This window comes from Vibrio ponticus, assembly GCF_009938225.1.
Classification (GTDB): Bacteria; Pseudomonadota; Gammaproteobacteria; order Enterobacterales; family Vibrionaceae; genus Vibrio; species Vibrio ponticus.
The window spans coordinates 1,085,232-1,100,502 of the sequence record NZ_AP019658.1 but is presented as its reverse complement, the minus strand read 5'-3'; the positions used below and the strand labels follow the sequence as shown (position 1 = coordinate 1,100,502).

The following is a 15,271-nucleotide window of genomic DNA, read 5'->3' as shown; positions in this document are numbered from 1 at the left end:
CTGATAGGTTGAAAATTTGAGTAATTTTATGATCTGTGGATGAATTTTAAACACTTTTTCTGATTGTGTTTCAAGTTGGTTATATATTTGTGCTTCAAGTTAAGAGGGCAAAGATGCAAACACCAACGCCAAAACATAGAAATGTGTTTCAACAGCGGATGTTGCTAGTGAGTGCTTTGAGTTGGGTATTGGTGACACTAATGCCAATAATCAATGCTCATGGCGCTAGTGCTGGTGTGTGGGCGCGTTTGTGTACCATTAATGGTTTTGAGTATGTACAAGTAGAGCAAGCCACCGCTTCTACGCAGCACAGTAAACCCTGTCCTTTCGCCTATTTTTCATCTTTACCAGACTTTACGACGACACCTACACTCTACATCAAACACAGTCTTGTTGCAGAGCAGACCGATTACGCTTTATTGGCTCAAAGCACGCGGTTTGAACCTGCAATACCCAGAGCACCTCCCATAATTCGAGTAGTCTTATAAATATCACTTTAACTTATTGTTTGAACGATAATTATACTGCTATATTGACGTACTAGTCACAACTCAAGGATTGAGTAGGATGTCAAAATACGCACTGGTCTCCGATATTCACAGCAACTACTACGCACTAAAAGCGGTAGTTGAACATGCTCGAGCAGAGGGCGTGGATAAGTTTATTAATTTGGGCGATATTCTTTATGGTCCAATAGCTCCAAAAGCAACGTTTGAGCTTCTCCAGTCGCTTGATACCATTACGATTTGTGGCAATCAAGATCGCCAAATTTACCAAGCTGGCGAGCAAGAAATCTCATCGAATCCCACCATGCAGTTCATTTTGCAAGATCTGGGCGTAGAACCAATCGAGTGGATGACATCACTTCCTTTTGATTGTCAGATATCTGAGCATATCTATGCCTGTCATGGAACTCCAAGTGATGATTTGGTTTATTTGTTGGAAGAGACGGAGCAAGGCTTTCCCATTCTTCGTAGTGATAAGGACATTTTGGACTTGCTTCAAGGCAACGCTTCACCGGTGATTTTATGTGGTCATACACATATTCCACGCTGCGTTGAACTCTCGACAGGTCAGCTAGTGATTAACCCTGGTAGTGTGGGGATGCCAGCTTATACCGATGATGAACCCCATCTACATTCGATGGAAACCTATAGCTCTAAAGCAAGCTACGCCATTCTCTCACAGAGTGAATCTGGTGGATGGGATGTAGCATTTCATAAAGTTTCTTATCCGGTTGAGTTTGCCGCTGAACAAGCGAACTTGCGCGACAGGCAAGACTGGGTACATTTTCTTACCACAGGTCGTGGTCAGTAGTTGTCGTTGGAGTATTGTTATGAATACAAATAACCTTTCAGTGGCGTTAGCACAGATTCCAGTGATTGATGGTGATGTTGAGGCGAATTTTCGTCAACATTTGAGAGCGGCTAAAACAGCAGCGGAGCAAGGCGCAGATCTGGTTTTATTTCCTGAGCTTTCTTTGACAGGGTATGTGCTGCCGATGGCGGCAGAATTATGTTTTGATGCAAAACATAGTATTTTACGTGACCTATCGGAATTAGCGGTGACTCAGCAAATCACGATTGTCGCGGGTTGTTTTTTAAAACAGGCGAAAAAGAAACCATCTATAAGCGCTGTGATATGCAAGCCAACAGGCGAGCTTGATTACTATGCTAAGCAGTATCTGCATAGCGGTGAAAATGAGTACTGTTCAGCAGGTCAACATAATTACACGTTACGACTAAAAGGTTACAAACTAGCATTAGCAATTTGCGCGGATTTTACTCAGCCGATTCATAGTAGCGAAGCCGCTGAAGATGAAGCGGATGTGTATTTGGTTAGTGCGTTAGTGTCACCAAACGGTTATGAGGTGGACGCGGAATTACTGGCAAGAATCGCTAAAAAACATCGCTTCCCAGTGTTACTTGCCAACCACATCAGTGAAACTGGCGGTTGGCAAACTGCAGGCAATAACGCAGTATGGAGTGGTAAAGGAAATCTTCGTTTTGCGACGGAAACAACCGACCCAGTGTTGGGTATGGTTGAAATTACCGGCAACCGAATTAGTGGTCACTTATACCCATTAGAGAGCTAAAAATGAAAACAATTGGATTGATTGGTGGGATGAGTTGGGAGTCTACCGCGAGCTATTACAAAGCACTGAATCAGGGCATCAAAAATAAGCTTGGCGGTTTACACTCGGCAAAAATATGTCTGTATAGTGTCGATTTCCATGAAATTGAGCAACTGCAACATCAAGGGAAGTGGGATGAAACCGCTGAGATCCTCACTCAGGCTGCGCAATCGGTCGAGGCGGGTGGGGCAGATTTTGTGCTGATATGCACAAATACCATGCATAAAGTCGTTCCTCAGATTGAGCCTCACATCACCAAACCTATTTTGCACATTGCTGATGCAACAGCCGAGCAACTGGTTATGGATGGGATCAGTAAAGTGGGTCTATTGGGCACACGCTTTACAATGGAGCAGGATTTCTACAAACAGCGTTTAGTGGATAAGTTTGGTATTGAAGTCGTGATCCCAAGTGACGAGCAGCGCACCGTCGTCCATGACGTGATTTATCAAGAGTTATGCAAGGGCGAGATCAAGCCTGATTCCCGCGAGCGTTATCTCGAGATCATCGATGATTTAGTCAAGCAGGGCGCACAAGCGGTGATCCTTGGTTGCACTGAGATTGCGTTGTTGGTTGAGCAACAGCATACCGATACAAAACTGTATGATACGACGCAGATACATGCGGAGGCGGCGGTTAAATTCGCATTGAGCTAAATTTCCACAGATAAGGAGCCGGTTATCTATAAGTCAGCGGTATGGATGCTAGGAGCGCTGGCATCTTTTTGCTTGATGGCGATTGGTGCCAAAGAACTCAGCGGTGAGCTAAATACCTTTCAAGTACTGTTTGTGCGCAGTTCGATAAGCTTAGGGGTTGTTTTGGCGATCATTGCTGTCAGCGGCAAAACTGATCTGTTCCGCACTCAGCGGTTGAAATGGCATAGCTTTCGGAATATTAGCCATCTTGCCGGACAATATGGTTGGTTTGTCGCTATCGGCCTGCTTCCGCTAGCAGAAGTATTTGCACTCGAGTTCACCGTGCCATTTTGGACCGCGATTTTAGCCTACGTGGTGCTAAAAGAATCCTTAACGGCGCGCAAGCTTATTGCGATTCTGTGTGGCTTTCTTGGCGTATTGATCATCGTACAACCAGGATTTAAGCAAATAGATTTTGGTGTAGTCGTTATTTTGCTTGCGGCAATTTGTTATAGCTTTACCTATATCAGCACGCGAGCACTGGCAGGTACTGATGCGCCTCTAACGATTTTGTTTTATATGTGCATTATTCAGTTTCCAATCACGCTGGTTTTTGCGCTACCTCATTGGGAGTCGCCCAATAGTAATCAGTGGCTGTGGATGGCAGCCATTGGTATTACTGCTATGTCTGCCCACTACTGTTTGTCGAATGCGATGAAGTACGCCGATGCGGCGATAGTGGTAACGATGGATTTCCTACGTTTACCTGCCATCGCCATCGTAGGCGCACTTTTTTACGCTGAAAAGATAGAGGTGACACTGCTGATAGGTGCTTTGCTGATGTTGGTTGGCAACATCGTTAACCTTTATCAACCCAAGCGAAAGCGTGTGGCCTCAGACCCGCAAGAGAGTTAATCCTTAGGCGTTCAATTTCTCGACCAGATGTTTGACCGCAAAATCAATAAATGCTCTTATGCGAGCGGGCATATATTGGGTTTGTGGGTACTGCATCGCGATGGCACCATGGTAGTTACTCTTAAGAGTCCAGTCGTTCAGCACTTCGACCACGCTGCCATCTTTGAGTGCATCGGCGATAACGAAATCATGGAAAATGCCTATCCCTAAGCCATTTTTAACCCCGGTAAGGCGCATTTGCGAATGGTTAACGGCGTATCTCCCCGCAACAGCTACAGAGTGGTACTCATCATCTTTAAAGAAATCCCACACATTGTCTCGCTCACGTTCAGCAAGGTAGAGGCATTGATGATCGATTAGCTCAGTCGGGTGTGTAGGCATGCCAAATTGCTCAATGTAATCCGGACTGGCACATAAGCGTAAATGGGTTTTACCGATCTCTTTTAGTACTAAGTTTTCGTCGGGTTTGTCGGTCAGTTTAAACGCGATATCGATGCGATCGCGCAATAAGTCCATTTCACCATCGGCTACACGCAGCTTCAGTTCAGTTTCTGGGTACTGTTGTAAAAAAGGGACAACCAGGGGTTGCAGCACCGAGTTTAGAAATGCCTCTGGCGCGGCAACAGTAATCGAGCCGCTGACTTCTGTGTGGTCACTATTGGAGAGTTCTATTGCTTGTTGGGCCGCATTGACCATGAGCAGAGCTTGGTCATACACTTTTTGACCCGCAGGGGTGATGATTAGCTTGCGGGTGGTTCGCTCAAATAACTTGATAGATAGTGCTTTCTCTAGGCGAGTGATCAGTTTACTGAGCGCCGATGGGGTCACATCGAGTTGTTTAGCAGCCGCAGTAAAACTGCCTTGGTTGACGATTAGAATAAAGGTCGCAAGGTCAGGAAGTAGGGCTATAAGACGGCTGTTTATCATAATTTGTCACATGTTGATATATATGAAAATAAAGGTTTTTTGCGATTTAGTTCGCGGTTTTGGCTCAGTTTGCACTGTAATGTTGTCAGCAACGAAAACCAATAAGGAGACCAAGATGTATTACGCTGACGCAATGCTCGACCTTTGGTCGACGCTGGAAAATATTATGATGGTTGCCTCTGCTTTATGTCTTCTTGCTGCTGTACAGTTGACGATGAACAGCGGTAAGTAAAACTGATTTGTGCCTGTGATTCAATAATGTTTTTCCACCTAGTGGGATAATTCTAATTCCTAACCTAGATTACACTTTATGGAAAAGGCTATTCGAGTAATCACTTCAATAGCCTGATGCCATCATTCCATGCTTAAACTGCCCGATGATGTGCGTGATTAAAACTATAAAGATAGGAAGGAATTGAACATGTCCTCTGCATTTTACCAACAGATCCAACAACAACTTGAAGAAGTGAAGGCAGAAGGCCTTTACAAGTCTGAGCGTGTCATTACCTCACAGCAACAAGCCCAAGTACAGATTTCGACGGGTCAAGAAGTATTAAACTTCTGTGCTAACAACTACCTTGGTCTTGCTAACCACCCAGCTCTAATTGAAGCGGGTAAAGCGGGTATGGATCAACACGGTTTTGGTATGGCTTCAGTTCGTTTTATCTGTGGTACGCAAGATATCCATAAACAACTTGAGCAAAAGCTTTCTCAATTCCTAGGTAAAGAAGATACAATTCTTTACACCTCATGTTTTGATGCCAACACAGGTCTATTTGAAACCATTCTTGGCGCTGAAGATGCAATCATCTCTGATGCACTAAACCACGCTTCAATCATTGACGGCGTTCGTTTGTGTAAAGCAATGCGTTACCGCTACTCAAACAACAACATGCAAGAGCTAGAAGAGCAGCTTATTGCGGCGAAAGAAGCGGGCGCACGTAACACCCTAATCGTAACCGACGGCGTATTCTCAATGGATGGCGTTGTGGCGAACCTTCCTGCTATTTGTGACCTAGCGGATAAATATGGCGCGCTAGTGATGGTTGATGACTCTCACGCAGTGGGCTTTATGGGCAAAAATGGCGCAGGTACTCACGAATACCATGACGTTATTGACCGCATCGATATCATCACAGGTACACTTGGCAAAGCAATGGGTGGCGCATCAGGCGGCTACACTTCTGGTAAGAAAGAAGTGATCGATTGGCTACGTCAACGCTCTCGTCCATACCTATTCTCTAACTCTGTTGCTCCAGCCATTGTTAACGCGTCTCTACGCGTACTTGACTTACTGCAAGAGAGTGGCGACTTACGTGACCACCTATGGGAAAACGCTGCGCATTTCCGTGCACGTATGACTGAAGCAGGCTTCACGCTTGCGGGCGCGGACCACGCAATCATTCCAATCATGCTAGGTGATGCAAAAATCGCGGCAGAGTTTGCTGAGCGCTGTCTAGCGAAAGATATCTACGTAGTAGGTTTCTCGTTCCCTGTGGTACCAAAAGGCCAAGCACGTATCCGTACACAAATGTCTGCTGCGCACTCACGTGAGCAACTTGACCGCGCTATCGATGCATTTATCGAAGTAGGTCGCGATATGGGCATCATTCAATAAATTTGCAGTTCTTGTTTTAGAGCGAACCGATAAAACGATCTCTACTCAGATAGAACTCTTCTGAGTAGAGACACAAATCGCCTAAGCCAAAAAATACACTATTTTTATAGATAAGATTTCATTGTTCTGAGTGTTTCAGAGCAAATTTCGGTGTGTAGTATGAAAATCAAAGCATTATCAAAATTAAAGCCTGAAGAAGGCATTTGGATGACCGAAGTGGACAAGCCAGAGCTTGGTCACAACGATCTACTGATTAAGATTAAAAAGACCGCAATTTGTGGTACCGACGTTCATATCTACAACTGGGATGAATGGTCACAAAAAACCATTCCTGTACCTATGGTTGTAGGTCATGAGTATGTAGGTGAAGTTGTGGCGATTGGTCAAGAAGTGCGTGGTTTCAACATTGGTGACCGCGTATCTGGTGAAGGTCACATCACGTGTGGTTACTGCCGTAACTGCCGCGCTGGTCGCACCCACCTATGCCGCAACACTATTGGTGTTGGCGTAAACCGCACGGGGTGTTTCTCTGAATACCTAGTGATCCCTGCGTTCAACGCATTCAAGATCCCTGATGGCATCTCTGATGATCTAGCATCAATCTTTGACCCATTTGGTAACGCAGTACACACAGCGTTGTCATTTGACCTAGTCGGTGAAGACGTGCTGATCACGGGTGCGGGTCCAATTGGCATTATGGCTGCAGCAGTGGCAAAACACGTTGGTGCTCGCCATGTTGTAATTACAGATGTGAACGAATACCGCCTAGACCTTGCTCGTCAAATGGGTGTGACTCGCGCGGTTAACGTAGCGGAAGAGTCTCTAGAAGACGTAATGTCTGATCTGGGTATGCTTGAAGGCTTCGATGTGGGTCTCGAAATGTCGGGTAACCCATCAGCGTTTAACTCAATGTTAAAAACCATGAACCACGGTGGTCGCGTTGCACTACTAGGCATTCCACCATCAGACATGGGTATCGACTGGAACCAAGTTATCTTCAAAGGCTTGGTGATCAAGGGTATCTACGGTCGTGAAATGTTCGAGACGTGGTACAAGATGGCATCATTGATTCAATCTGGTCTAGATTTGACGCCAATCATCACTCACCAATTCAAGGTGGATGATTTCCAAAAAGGCTTCGACATCATGCGTAGCGGGATGTCTGGCAAAGTTATCCTCGACTGGGAATAACTAAAAGCAGGCTAAATCGGCTGTCGTTCGATTTGTTTGAATACGGGTTATTCGACTATATAAATGGTAAACATAACCCCATTTAGCCTAGCGAATGGTCCCAATTTGGTCCCAAAATCAGAGGGGAAAATCGCCTAATTTTCTTTGGGACCATTTTTCCTCCAAGTATCTGATATAAAATGAAAACGCCGCAGAAAGTCTCTGTGGCGTTTTAATGTGTAAGGCCCATTATCGGAAAAATCAATCATCAAGACTCAATCTATGGGCTTCTATCAGTGCTTTCCATGCACGTTCAGACTCGGCTTTATTCGCCTCTTTTAGCCAATTGCCGTATATTTTTGCAATCATTGCTACAGCGGCATGTCCCATTTGTTCGGCTAAATAGCTAACATTTACATTTGTATGCGTGATTAACCAACTCCCATAGGTGTGTCTGAGTTGATATGGGTTTCGATATTTGACTCTGGCGATACTGCACATTGATTTCCAGATTCGACCAATGGCTCTATGGCCCATAATCACTTCCTTTTTGAGCTCTTACCGCTTTTGGATTAAATACAAAGCGCAATCATTCCTGATATAACGTTAAGTCTGGAGCCTCAACATTGTATTCTTTTGCTGGAAAACTTTCAGTTAAGGTCAAGAGCTGTTGGGCTTTCAACGCTTCGATAGCAGGTGGAAATAGGTCCACAATTCTTTCTTCATTTGTCTTTGTTGTTTATGTGGATATTTTTACATCGGTAGATCAGCCGACAAATTTGCTGTGAAAGGTAAGGGAAAAAGAGCAAGGGTTATATCGAAAGCATTTGGTGCTAAGACTTGAGTTTTTATCTAAATGTTAACTGGTTATACATACATGTTGTTGAGTTTGTAACACTGATTCATACTATATAGAAAAAGTCTGTAATTTGAGATTTAGGTAGGGGCTTTGAATGCTTAACTTGCTGTTGTTTATGATAAAAGTTGAGTATGATTTATCTCAAAACAATACTAGACAGAATAATTCGGCATTTAACTATAGAATTTTTCGGTCTAAGAACTGTTAGCTGATTAATCAAAGATTGTGGATAAAATGGATAGAAAAAAATCAGAGGGGGAGAAGCTTTTTTCAGAGTTTCTAACACAAAAAGGTTTTCCTTCTGGCTCTGTTATATACGACCCTGAATGGATAGTTGTTGAAGCTCCAAGAAGGCATTATAGACCGGACTTTCTCATTATCGAGCCGAAACGAAAAGAAGTATTAGCTGCAATTGAGGTTAAAGATTGTCGTGTTAGTAATGCCGGAAAACTTCTATACAGAGACCTCGACCTCTATCGCAAAGCTAGAAATAATGAAAGGATGCCCATCTATCTTGTTGCGCTGTTACCAAATGATACTGAGGTAAAAATATATGGGTTTGATGAAAACCATGAGCTTAGCGAAATCGATTATTCTTTGTTTCCTACATATGATGCTCTTTGCAACCAAGCATCAATAGAACGGAAAGGAAATTTAGTAGTTAAGTCAGATAAAATAACTAATTCATTTAAATTGACTACAACGTTGTTAGCTTTCTTATCATTGCTTATTGTAATCGCTGATTTTACTTTGGAGCTTTTTGGCATAAAGCTTTTAAGTGCAGAACGTTTAACTCTTGTTGGTGGCTCAATTGCATTATTACTAATGCCATACATCCAAAAATTTAAAGGGCTGGGTGTGGAGTGGGAAAGAGAGAAAGAGTCAAGCTAGGTGTGAGGTTGGTCGGTATCAGCTAACAAACAGTTCAAGAGGGATTCAGCACGCGTGGCATTTTTAGTATGCGTTGGTTTTTGTGTTGAAGTGCAATGCGGTGGCTTGGTCATTGCGTGCTTCACCCCTTAACAGGGCGTTGATATGACCCCCATTGTCAATTAAAACGTAGAAGTTTCTGCTCCCACATTTCCAGAGCCTTACTTGTAAATCAGTAGTAGTGTTACCGCATAGGTGAAGCAAGTAATGTCGTCGGTTCTCATGCTGATATACGTGGATTACTCACCATTGGTGAGCAGAGCCTACCTTACTTGTTCCGTCGTGGCACCTGTCTTCAGTCTATGCTCGTGGTTCAATACAGCTTACGCTCTATTGCCGTCCTAACGCCGTCGGTGGTTGTGCCACACCCGATGCTTCATTCTTTGCGATAACACTAATTCGTTGTTCATGCAGGTAGCCTTGCGATGCGCGTTTTGGGATCAACGTCGCTTACGACAACCTCTCTTGCGATAGCCCAGATATAAGCGATCATTTCTCTAGCGATAGCCACGACCACAACATTCCTATGTTTACCTTTTTGAAGTAGTCGTTGGTAACGTCGACATAATCGTTGCTGTGCTTGCCAAGCAATATCGACGATCTCCTTGGGGAGTCCTTCTTGCCGTAGTTGGAGCTCTACAGAGATATTGGCTTTATGCTTGTAGGTATGTGCACCCTCCACCAATAGTCGTCTTGCTCGACTGTTCCCGCACTTGGTTAAGCTGCCCCGTCGAGTTTTGCCGCCACTAGAGCTTTCGGTCGGAACGAGACCAAGGTAAGCCATTAGCTTTCTGGGATGATCGAACCGTCGTAAATCACCAAGTTCGGCGATGGTGCCTAGAGCGACCAGCAATCGCACGCCTCGCATGGCTTGAACCGCTTTGACCACAGGATAGTATCGCCAATTTTTTACCTGATGGAGCAGTTCATTATCGAGTCGCTGAAGCCTTTGCATTCGTTCACTGATAGTAATGATCATCTCTTGCAGAACGATCTGTTGGCTATGGTGAGGGAGGATGAGGTCTGTCAGCCACCGTAGATGCTTTTTAGACCAGTTGTCATTCACCGTTGCCTGAACATTATTGCGAAGTAGGAAGCCTTTGAGTTGGAACTTAGCGTCCTTAAGATCTTTCATGGCGGTTTCTCTGGCTCTTGAGAGATCTCGTATGGCTTCATCTTCGGCTTCTGGAACGTAGATAGGTGTGAGCTCTTCAGCCTTGAAGAGTTTGGCAAGCTTAGCGGCATCGCGCTTGTCAGTCTTCACTCGGTCACCAGGTTTTTTGGGGATGAGTGATGGCGCGACAACAAAGCAACAGTGCCCAAGGCTTGTGAGCAGGCGATAAGTCCAGTATCCGCATGGGCCCGCCTCGTAGACAAAATGAAAGGTAGCTTTAGGATATTTTGATTGGAGTTGCTGGGCCAATTTAACCAACGCCGACTTGTTAGATTTAATACGACCAAGTTGTTGCGGTTGAGCACCACGATGACCTTGCAGAACTGCGACTTGGATAAAGGACTTATGCGTATCTAAGCCAATGAAAATTATGCTATCGTTATTCATGCTAGCCTCCAAATTTAGTTGTTTAGTCACACTAATTATGGCTCTGGCTTTAAGCTAACCCACGATATTGGAGGCTAGCACCTCGTGGGGGGCATTATGTCTATGCATTTTCTTGGAGTTTAGATGAAAGAAAAAGTAGTAGATCTAGCTGTAAGTAATGGTGAACTGATATTTGATTCCCTGCTTGAAAATGGTTTGCTTAAGGACATTCCGTTGTTGGGAAATGCCGTCAAAGTATTACAACTCAAAGGAGATATAACGAACTATTTGTTTGCCAAGAAATTAGAGGCTTTCCTTATCAAGTTGAAAAACAGCCATATTGATAACATCGATGTTGGAGTTGAAAATAAAAAGCAGCTCCAAAAGATTAGCAGTGATCTAGTGTTCATCCTAGAAAGAGTTAGCAATGTTGATAAGTCCAAATGGATTGCTCAGGCAGTTATTGGTCTTGTTGAGGGGCGTTACTGTCTAGATACTTTCGAGCGTCTGGTATATACAATCGAGCGCTTTAGCCCCACTCTGAAAAGCACCTTAGACGTTTGGTATTTGCCAAGAGATTACAGCAATGGAAATGGGTATGCTTTTGCTTATGATGCTGATCATCCCGAAGAGCTGGCTAATCTTGGCTTACTAAGACGTAAGTACGAAGCAAAGGTGACAAATGATGGTAAAATCCCAGTTACTTTCGAGGCATGCAATCTTGGTGCGCAGTTGTGGTATGTGATTGAAAATGCATAACAAAGCATTTAAGAGTGATTCCCAACGCTTGGCATTTTTAGTTCAAATTTGTTGCGGTGTTTAGGGTGTAATTATTAGGTTGGGTGGTTGCGTTGTTCACCACTTAACGCGGCGTTATATTATTTGGGAAAGTTATGAGTAGTAATGAAGATGAAATGCAAAGACGCTTGAGTATCCTGCAGGAAAACTTTAAGGCAGGAAAAGTTCGGGTTAGTCCAGAAGTTTATGAAAAGGTTGGAAAAAGCCTTGAACTTGTCCGAATGGACTCAAATGGGAAAGTAGATCTAAACACAGTTGATGCGTCTGTTAGAGCGATGGCAAATGCCATTACGACGTTTCACGATAGAGAAGAAAATAAAAAGCTTTTACCTTTGAGTGAAATTCAAAAAGCTTACTTTGGCTTCATCGAAACGAATTTCTCTTTCTTTTATGAAATGATGATCAAAGCTAATAAAGATCCAGATCTAACAGCTAGATTCTTTTCGCAGGATCACGAAAAGAGAGCTGGTTTACTGAAGTCTATTCCTGAGTTTTTGAATCATATAAGAGAGCTATGGCTGTCATGTGGGGATGTAGCTTGGGATCATTTAGAAGATATGAATACTCTCAAGTTATCTCATGCCGGAGACCTATTTCCATCTTACTCTCATAATATTGCATCAAAATGTGGAATTTATAGCGATACAATCGTACTCCCTTGTCCCTTTGTCCGTACTTTAGAACTATATCCAATGTGGGACGACCAACAAAAAGTATATTATTTGCTCAAGCACGCACTCGGAGTTCTCGCATATAAGGATTTGGCTCTTGCAGAGTTTACTGCACCCATAGTAGCAATACTTCCAGAACCCAAATTTTTCGAAGAAAATGAAGCTGAGTTTGTTCAAAGCCTTGCGGAAGCCGATAGTCTTAAGCTTGCAGAGCAAGCGTTTGAGCGTAAATTTGAATCTATTGAGGAAGCTTACGAATATTTTTCTTCTCTCGATAGTGCTTCTAAAGTTCTCAAAGAGGTTAAAGATGACACTAAATTGCTTGCAGATATAGAGTTAGGGAATGATCCTGAAAAGCAGCTTAAACAGTTGTGCGATGTTCCTTTTGGCGCAATGGCGCAATTTAATGTTGGGCAAAAAGTGTTCACTAATTTTCTTGGGCGCATGGGGCAAGCCAATGATGCTCTTTTGAAGAGTCGTAGATTGAGAGGGGTTCCAGTTATAGATGCGCCAACTTCGTGGCGATACTTTAACTGGAAGTTACAACTCGATAGTTCTCAACTGGACTATGCGAACAAAGAGTTATTGCATTGCTCCCATGCTCTTACCTCTTTAGATGGCACAGAATTGAGTTGGCTTGGTAGTATTCCTCCTCAGTCGCTAATTGAAATTCGTGAGCAAGGAGCTTTGGAAGAACTGCGTGAAATGGTTGGTTCCAATTTAGAGAGTCTAATCAAAGCATCACCAGATAATTTCGGGCAGACAACCTATCAAGTGTATAAGAACTTTCAAAATGCCTTTGATGAGCACAATAAGAAACTTGCTGAATTAAGGAGCAAAAAATGGCGCTTTGGTGGAATAGAAATAGGCTCTATGCTTTGTACTGGTGCTATTGAGCTCACAGCTGTCGCGACGGGTACACCATTGTACGGTTTTCTAAATTGGGGAGTAGGTCAATTAGTTGATGCGCCTAAAATAAAAGATATACCGGCAAAATACAAAGAGTTAGCAGAGGCGGATAAAAAACTATCAAACTCGCCTGTTGGTTTATTGGTACAGTGCAAAAAATAATATAACACATATGAGCCTTCTGTCTGTCAATAGGCAATAACATCCTGTTGGCTGCGCGAGCAGCCAATGCTCTTCGAACAACAAAGTTATCTACTTCGCTTTGTCATATCGGTCATCAAGCATTGCTTACGACAAACACATATAGAAGGTCTCTTATTGCGGTCTCTCCGCTGCCAACCATTATTGGTTGGGCCAGACTAGGCGTCCCCCTAGCATCTATCGGTTAACCCCAGCAGGCACTATTCAAAAAAATGGTTAAACAGTTGTTTTCCAGTTATCTTCAGGCTCAGCCAAGGTGTAAGCAACTTTGCTGTTCGTTGTTATGGATGCGCACCAATGAAGCGGCTAATCAAAGCAAGCGGGCTTGGACTACCTGACACAACCGACTTTTTCGGGCTTAAATCCCAGTAAATTTGAGTCAGTGACGTGTTCTCACTCAGCACCAGTTAGACTTTCAGCTCACTTCATTGTGCGACTTATTGGGTAAAAATCGTTTCTCATCAAACACTGTTTTGTTCCTTAACATGAAGTAGACAAATCGCCCCAGTTTATGAGCCAACGCTGATAGCGCTTTGGCTTTGCTCATGCGTTTTTGCAGGCGTTGAATGTATTTCTTGGCGGGTTCATTGCTCCTTAAATAAAGAACCGCTGCTTCGGAGAATGCCCATTTTAAGTAGGCGTTACCAATCTTGTTGCCGTTGGTTCCTTTTTGTTTGCCCGCTGATTCGGCTTTGCGTTTGACTAACCGTGAGTAAGAGGCAAAGTTTTGCACCGACGGGAAGCGTTCAATATTACCGATTTCATACAAGATAGTGAGGGCGAGAATGCGACCAATACCAGGCACAGTTTGGATGAGAGAATAATCTTGAGCACTATGCTGCTTGGCTGTCTTTTCAATAAAGTGTTCTACGCTCGCCAATTCCTTGGTGTAAAAGGCGATCACATTTAAATCCATATCGATACTTCGATTGATTGAGGGCTCGTCGAACTGATTGCGTACTTGTTCACGGGCGCATGGGTAGCGCAGCTGAACGTTGTGGCTTTGCTGATTGTATTGGCTAAAGGTGTTGGCAACATGAGCTTTTAGGTCAGCGCCATGGCGCATGATTTTGGTTCTTCGTCGCAGCAAATCTCGTGTTGCTCGCATCGCTTTTGGATAAACATAGGCGATAGGGAAATTACCACCACGAAGGAGTGACGCAATTTTGAAAGAATCGATTCGGTCGTTCTTGGTTTTACCCCCGTGGATCGCTTTCATGTACAGCGCATGACCGAGTACAAAGTCAAACGCATAATCAAGGCAAAGATCGCTGACCCAATACCAGCAATGCATACATTCGACACCGATGATGATGTTATCTTGGTATGGCGTAATTAACTCAAGCAGTGCATCAGGATCTGCATCAATCTTCTTGTGCAGGACTTTATTGCCAAGTGAATCGAGAATACAGACGTAAAGTAAGCGCGCATGCAGATCAATGCCACAGTAATAGTTATGCTGGTTGTTATAGAATCTCATCGAGTCTTCTCCGTTTTGGGTTTCGTCGCCTTCCAGCTTAGTCGAGAGGCTAAGTTGGAGGAGAAGGCTCAATGAGTATCAATCTGTTTAAGAGTGATTCACAACGCTTGGCGATTTCAGTTCCAGTCAGGTTAAGTGTTTAAGGTACAATGGCTTAAGTTTGGTGGTTGGCGTTGTTCACCACTTAACGCGGCGTTGATATGACCCCCATTGTCAATTAAAACGTAGAAGTTTCTGCTCCCACATTTCCAGAGCCTTACTTGTAAATCAGTAGTAGTGTTACCGCATAGGTGAAGCAAGTAATGTCGTCGGTTCTCATGCTGATATACGTGGATTACTCACCATTGGTGAGCAGAGCCTACCTTACTTGTTCCGTCGTGGCACCTGTCTTCAGTCTATGCTCGTGGTTCAATACAGCTTACGCTCTATTGCCGTCCTAACGCCGTCGGTGGTTGTGCCACACCCGATGCTTCATTCTTTGCGA

The 15,271-nt window shown here is 43.8% G+C and carries 14 protein-coding genes; 10 read left to right on the top strand and 4 right to left on the bottom strand.

Translation table 11 applies throughout. The features are described 5' to 3' along the window. Positions 1-113: 113 nt before the first annotated feature. The 5 genes from GZN30_RS19065 (at position 114) to GZN30_RS19045 (ending at position 3,684) form a co-directional block, all read left to right on the top strand. Positions 114-488, top strand: a complete 375-nt coding sequence (locus GZN30_RS19065; protein WP_075652740.1) for a hypothetical protein — start codon at positions 114-116, stop codon at positions 486-488. Between the two features lie 79 nt (positions 489-567). Further along, entirely contained in the window at positions 568-1,317 is a 750-nt protein-coding gene (locus tag GZN30_RS19060; RefSeq protein WP_075652741.1) for a metallophosphoesterase family protein, read from the top strand. A 19-nt stretch (positions 1,318-1,336) separates the two neighbouring features. Then, entirely contained in the window at positions 1,337-2,095 is a 759-nt protein-coding gene (locus GZN30_RS19055; RefSeq protein WP_075652742.1) for a carbon-nitrogen hydrolase family protein, read from the top strand. A gap of 2 nt (positions 2,096-2,097) precedes the next feature. After that, positions 2,098-2,790 carry an aspartate/glutamate racemase family protein gene (locus GZN30_RS19050; protein ID WP_075652743.1) on the top strand — a complete coding sequence of 231 codons (693 nt, stop codon included), beginning with the start codon at positions 2,098-2,100 and terminating at the stop codon, positions 2,788-2,790. A gap of 45 nt (positions 2,791-2,835) precedes the next feature. Next, a complete protein-coding gene (locus tag GZN30_RS19045) occupies positions 2,836-3,684 on the top strand; it encodes a DMT family transporter (RefSeq protein ID WP_075652744.1) in 849 nt (282 codons plus the stop codon). Between the two features lie 3 nt (positions 3,685-3,687). On the opposite strand, the gene GZN30_RS19040 is transcribed toward GZN30_RS19045, so the two are convergent. Then, a complete protein-coding gene (locus GZN30_RS19040) occupies positions 3,688-4,611 on the bottom strand; it encodes a LysR family transcriptional regulator (protein ID WP_075652745.1) in 924 nt (307 codons plus the stop codon). 421 nt (positions 4,612-5,032) lie between these two features. On the opposite strand from GZN30_RS19040, the gene GZN30_RS19035 reads away from it, so the two are divergent. Together GZN30_RS19035 and tdh are read left to right on the top strand one after the other, a co-directional pair. Continuing rightward, on the top strand, positions 5,033-6,229 hold the full coding sequence (locus GZN30_RS19035) for a glycine C-acetyltransferase (RefSeq protein WP_075652746.1): 1,197 nt from the start codon (positions 5,033-5,035) through the stop codon (positions 6,227-6,229). Between the two features lie 159 nt (positions 6,230-6,388). Continuing rightward, on the top strand, positions 6,389-7,420 hold the full coding sequence (gene tdh, locus GZN30_RS19030; RefSeq protein ID WP_075652747.1) for an L-threonine 3-dehydrogenase: 1,032 nt from the start codon (positions 6,389-6,391) through the stop codon (positions 7,418-7,420). Positions 7,421-7,660: 240 nt separating this feature from the next. Here tdh and GZN30_RS19025 read toward each other — a convergent pair whose 3' ends face one another. Next, entirely contained in the window at positions 7,661-7,789 is a 129-nt protein-coding gene (locus tag GZN30_RS19025) for an integrase (protein ID WP_083627262.1), read from the bottom strand. A gap of 703 nt (positions 7,790-8,492) precedes the next feature. On the opposite strand from GZN30_RS19025, the gene GZN30_RS19015 reads away from it, so the two are divergent. Beyond that, positions 8,493-9,149, top strand: a complete 657-nt coding sequence (locus GZN30_RS19015) for a hypothetical protein (protein WP_075652749.1) — start codon at positions 8,493-8,495, stop codon at positions 9,147-9,149. Between the two features lie 445 nt (positions 9,150-9,594). On the opposite strand, the gene GZN30_RS19005 is transcribed toward GZN30_RS19015, so the two are convergent. Next, positions 9,595-10,749 carry an IS110 family RNA-guided transposase gene (locus GZN30_RS19005; RefSeq protein ID WP_075650296.1) on the bottom strand — a complete coding sequence of 385 codons (1,155 nt, stop codon included), beginning with the start codon at positions 10,747-10,749 and terminating at the stop codon, positions 9,595-9,597. A gap of 123 nt (positions 10,750-10,872) precedes the next feature. Between GZN30_RS19005 and GZN30_RS19000 the strand changes: the two genes are divergently transcribed. Together GZN30_RS19000 and GZN30_RS18995 are read left to right on the top strand one after the other, a co-directional pair. After that, positions 10,873-11,487, top strand: coding sequence for a hypothetical protein (locus GZN30_RS19000; RefSeq protein ID WP_075647784.1), 615 nt, complete (start codon positions 10,873-10,875; stop codon positions 11,485-11,487). Positions 11,488-11,621: 134 nt separating this feature from the next. Further along, positions 11,622-13,268, top strand: coding sequence for a hypothetical protein (locus tag GZN30_RS18995; protein ID WP_075647783.1), 1,647 nt, complete (start codon positions 11,622-11,624; stop codon positions 13,266-13,268). Between the two features lie 454 nt (positions 13,269-13,722). Here GZN30_RS18995 and GZN30_RS18990 read toward each other — a convergent pair whose 3' ends face one another. Further along, the gene (locus GZN30_RS18990) at positions 13,723-14,787 is read right to left on the bottom strand and encodes an IS110 family RNA-guided transposase (RefSeq protein WP_161987121.1); all 1,065 of its coding nucleotides are present in this window, start codon (positions 14,785-14,787) and stop codon (positions 13,723-13,725) included. Between the last annotated feature and the right edge of the window lie 484 nt (positions 14,788-15,271).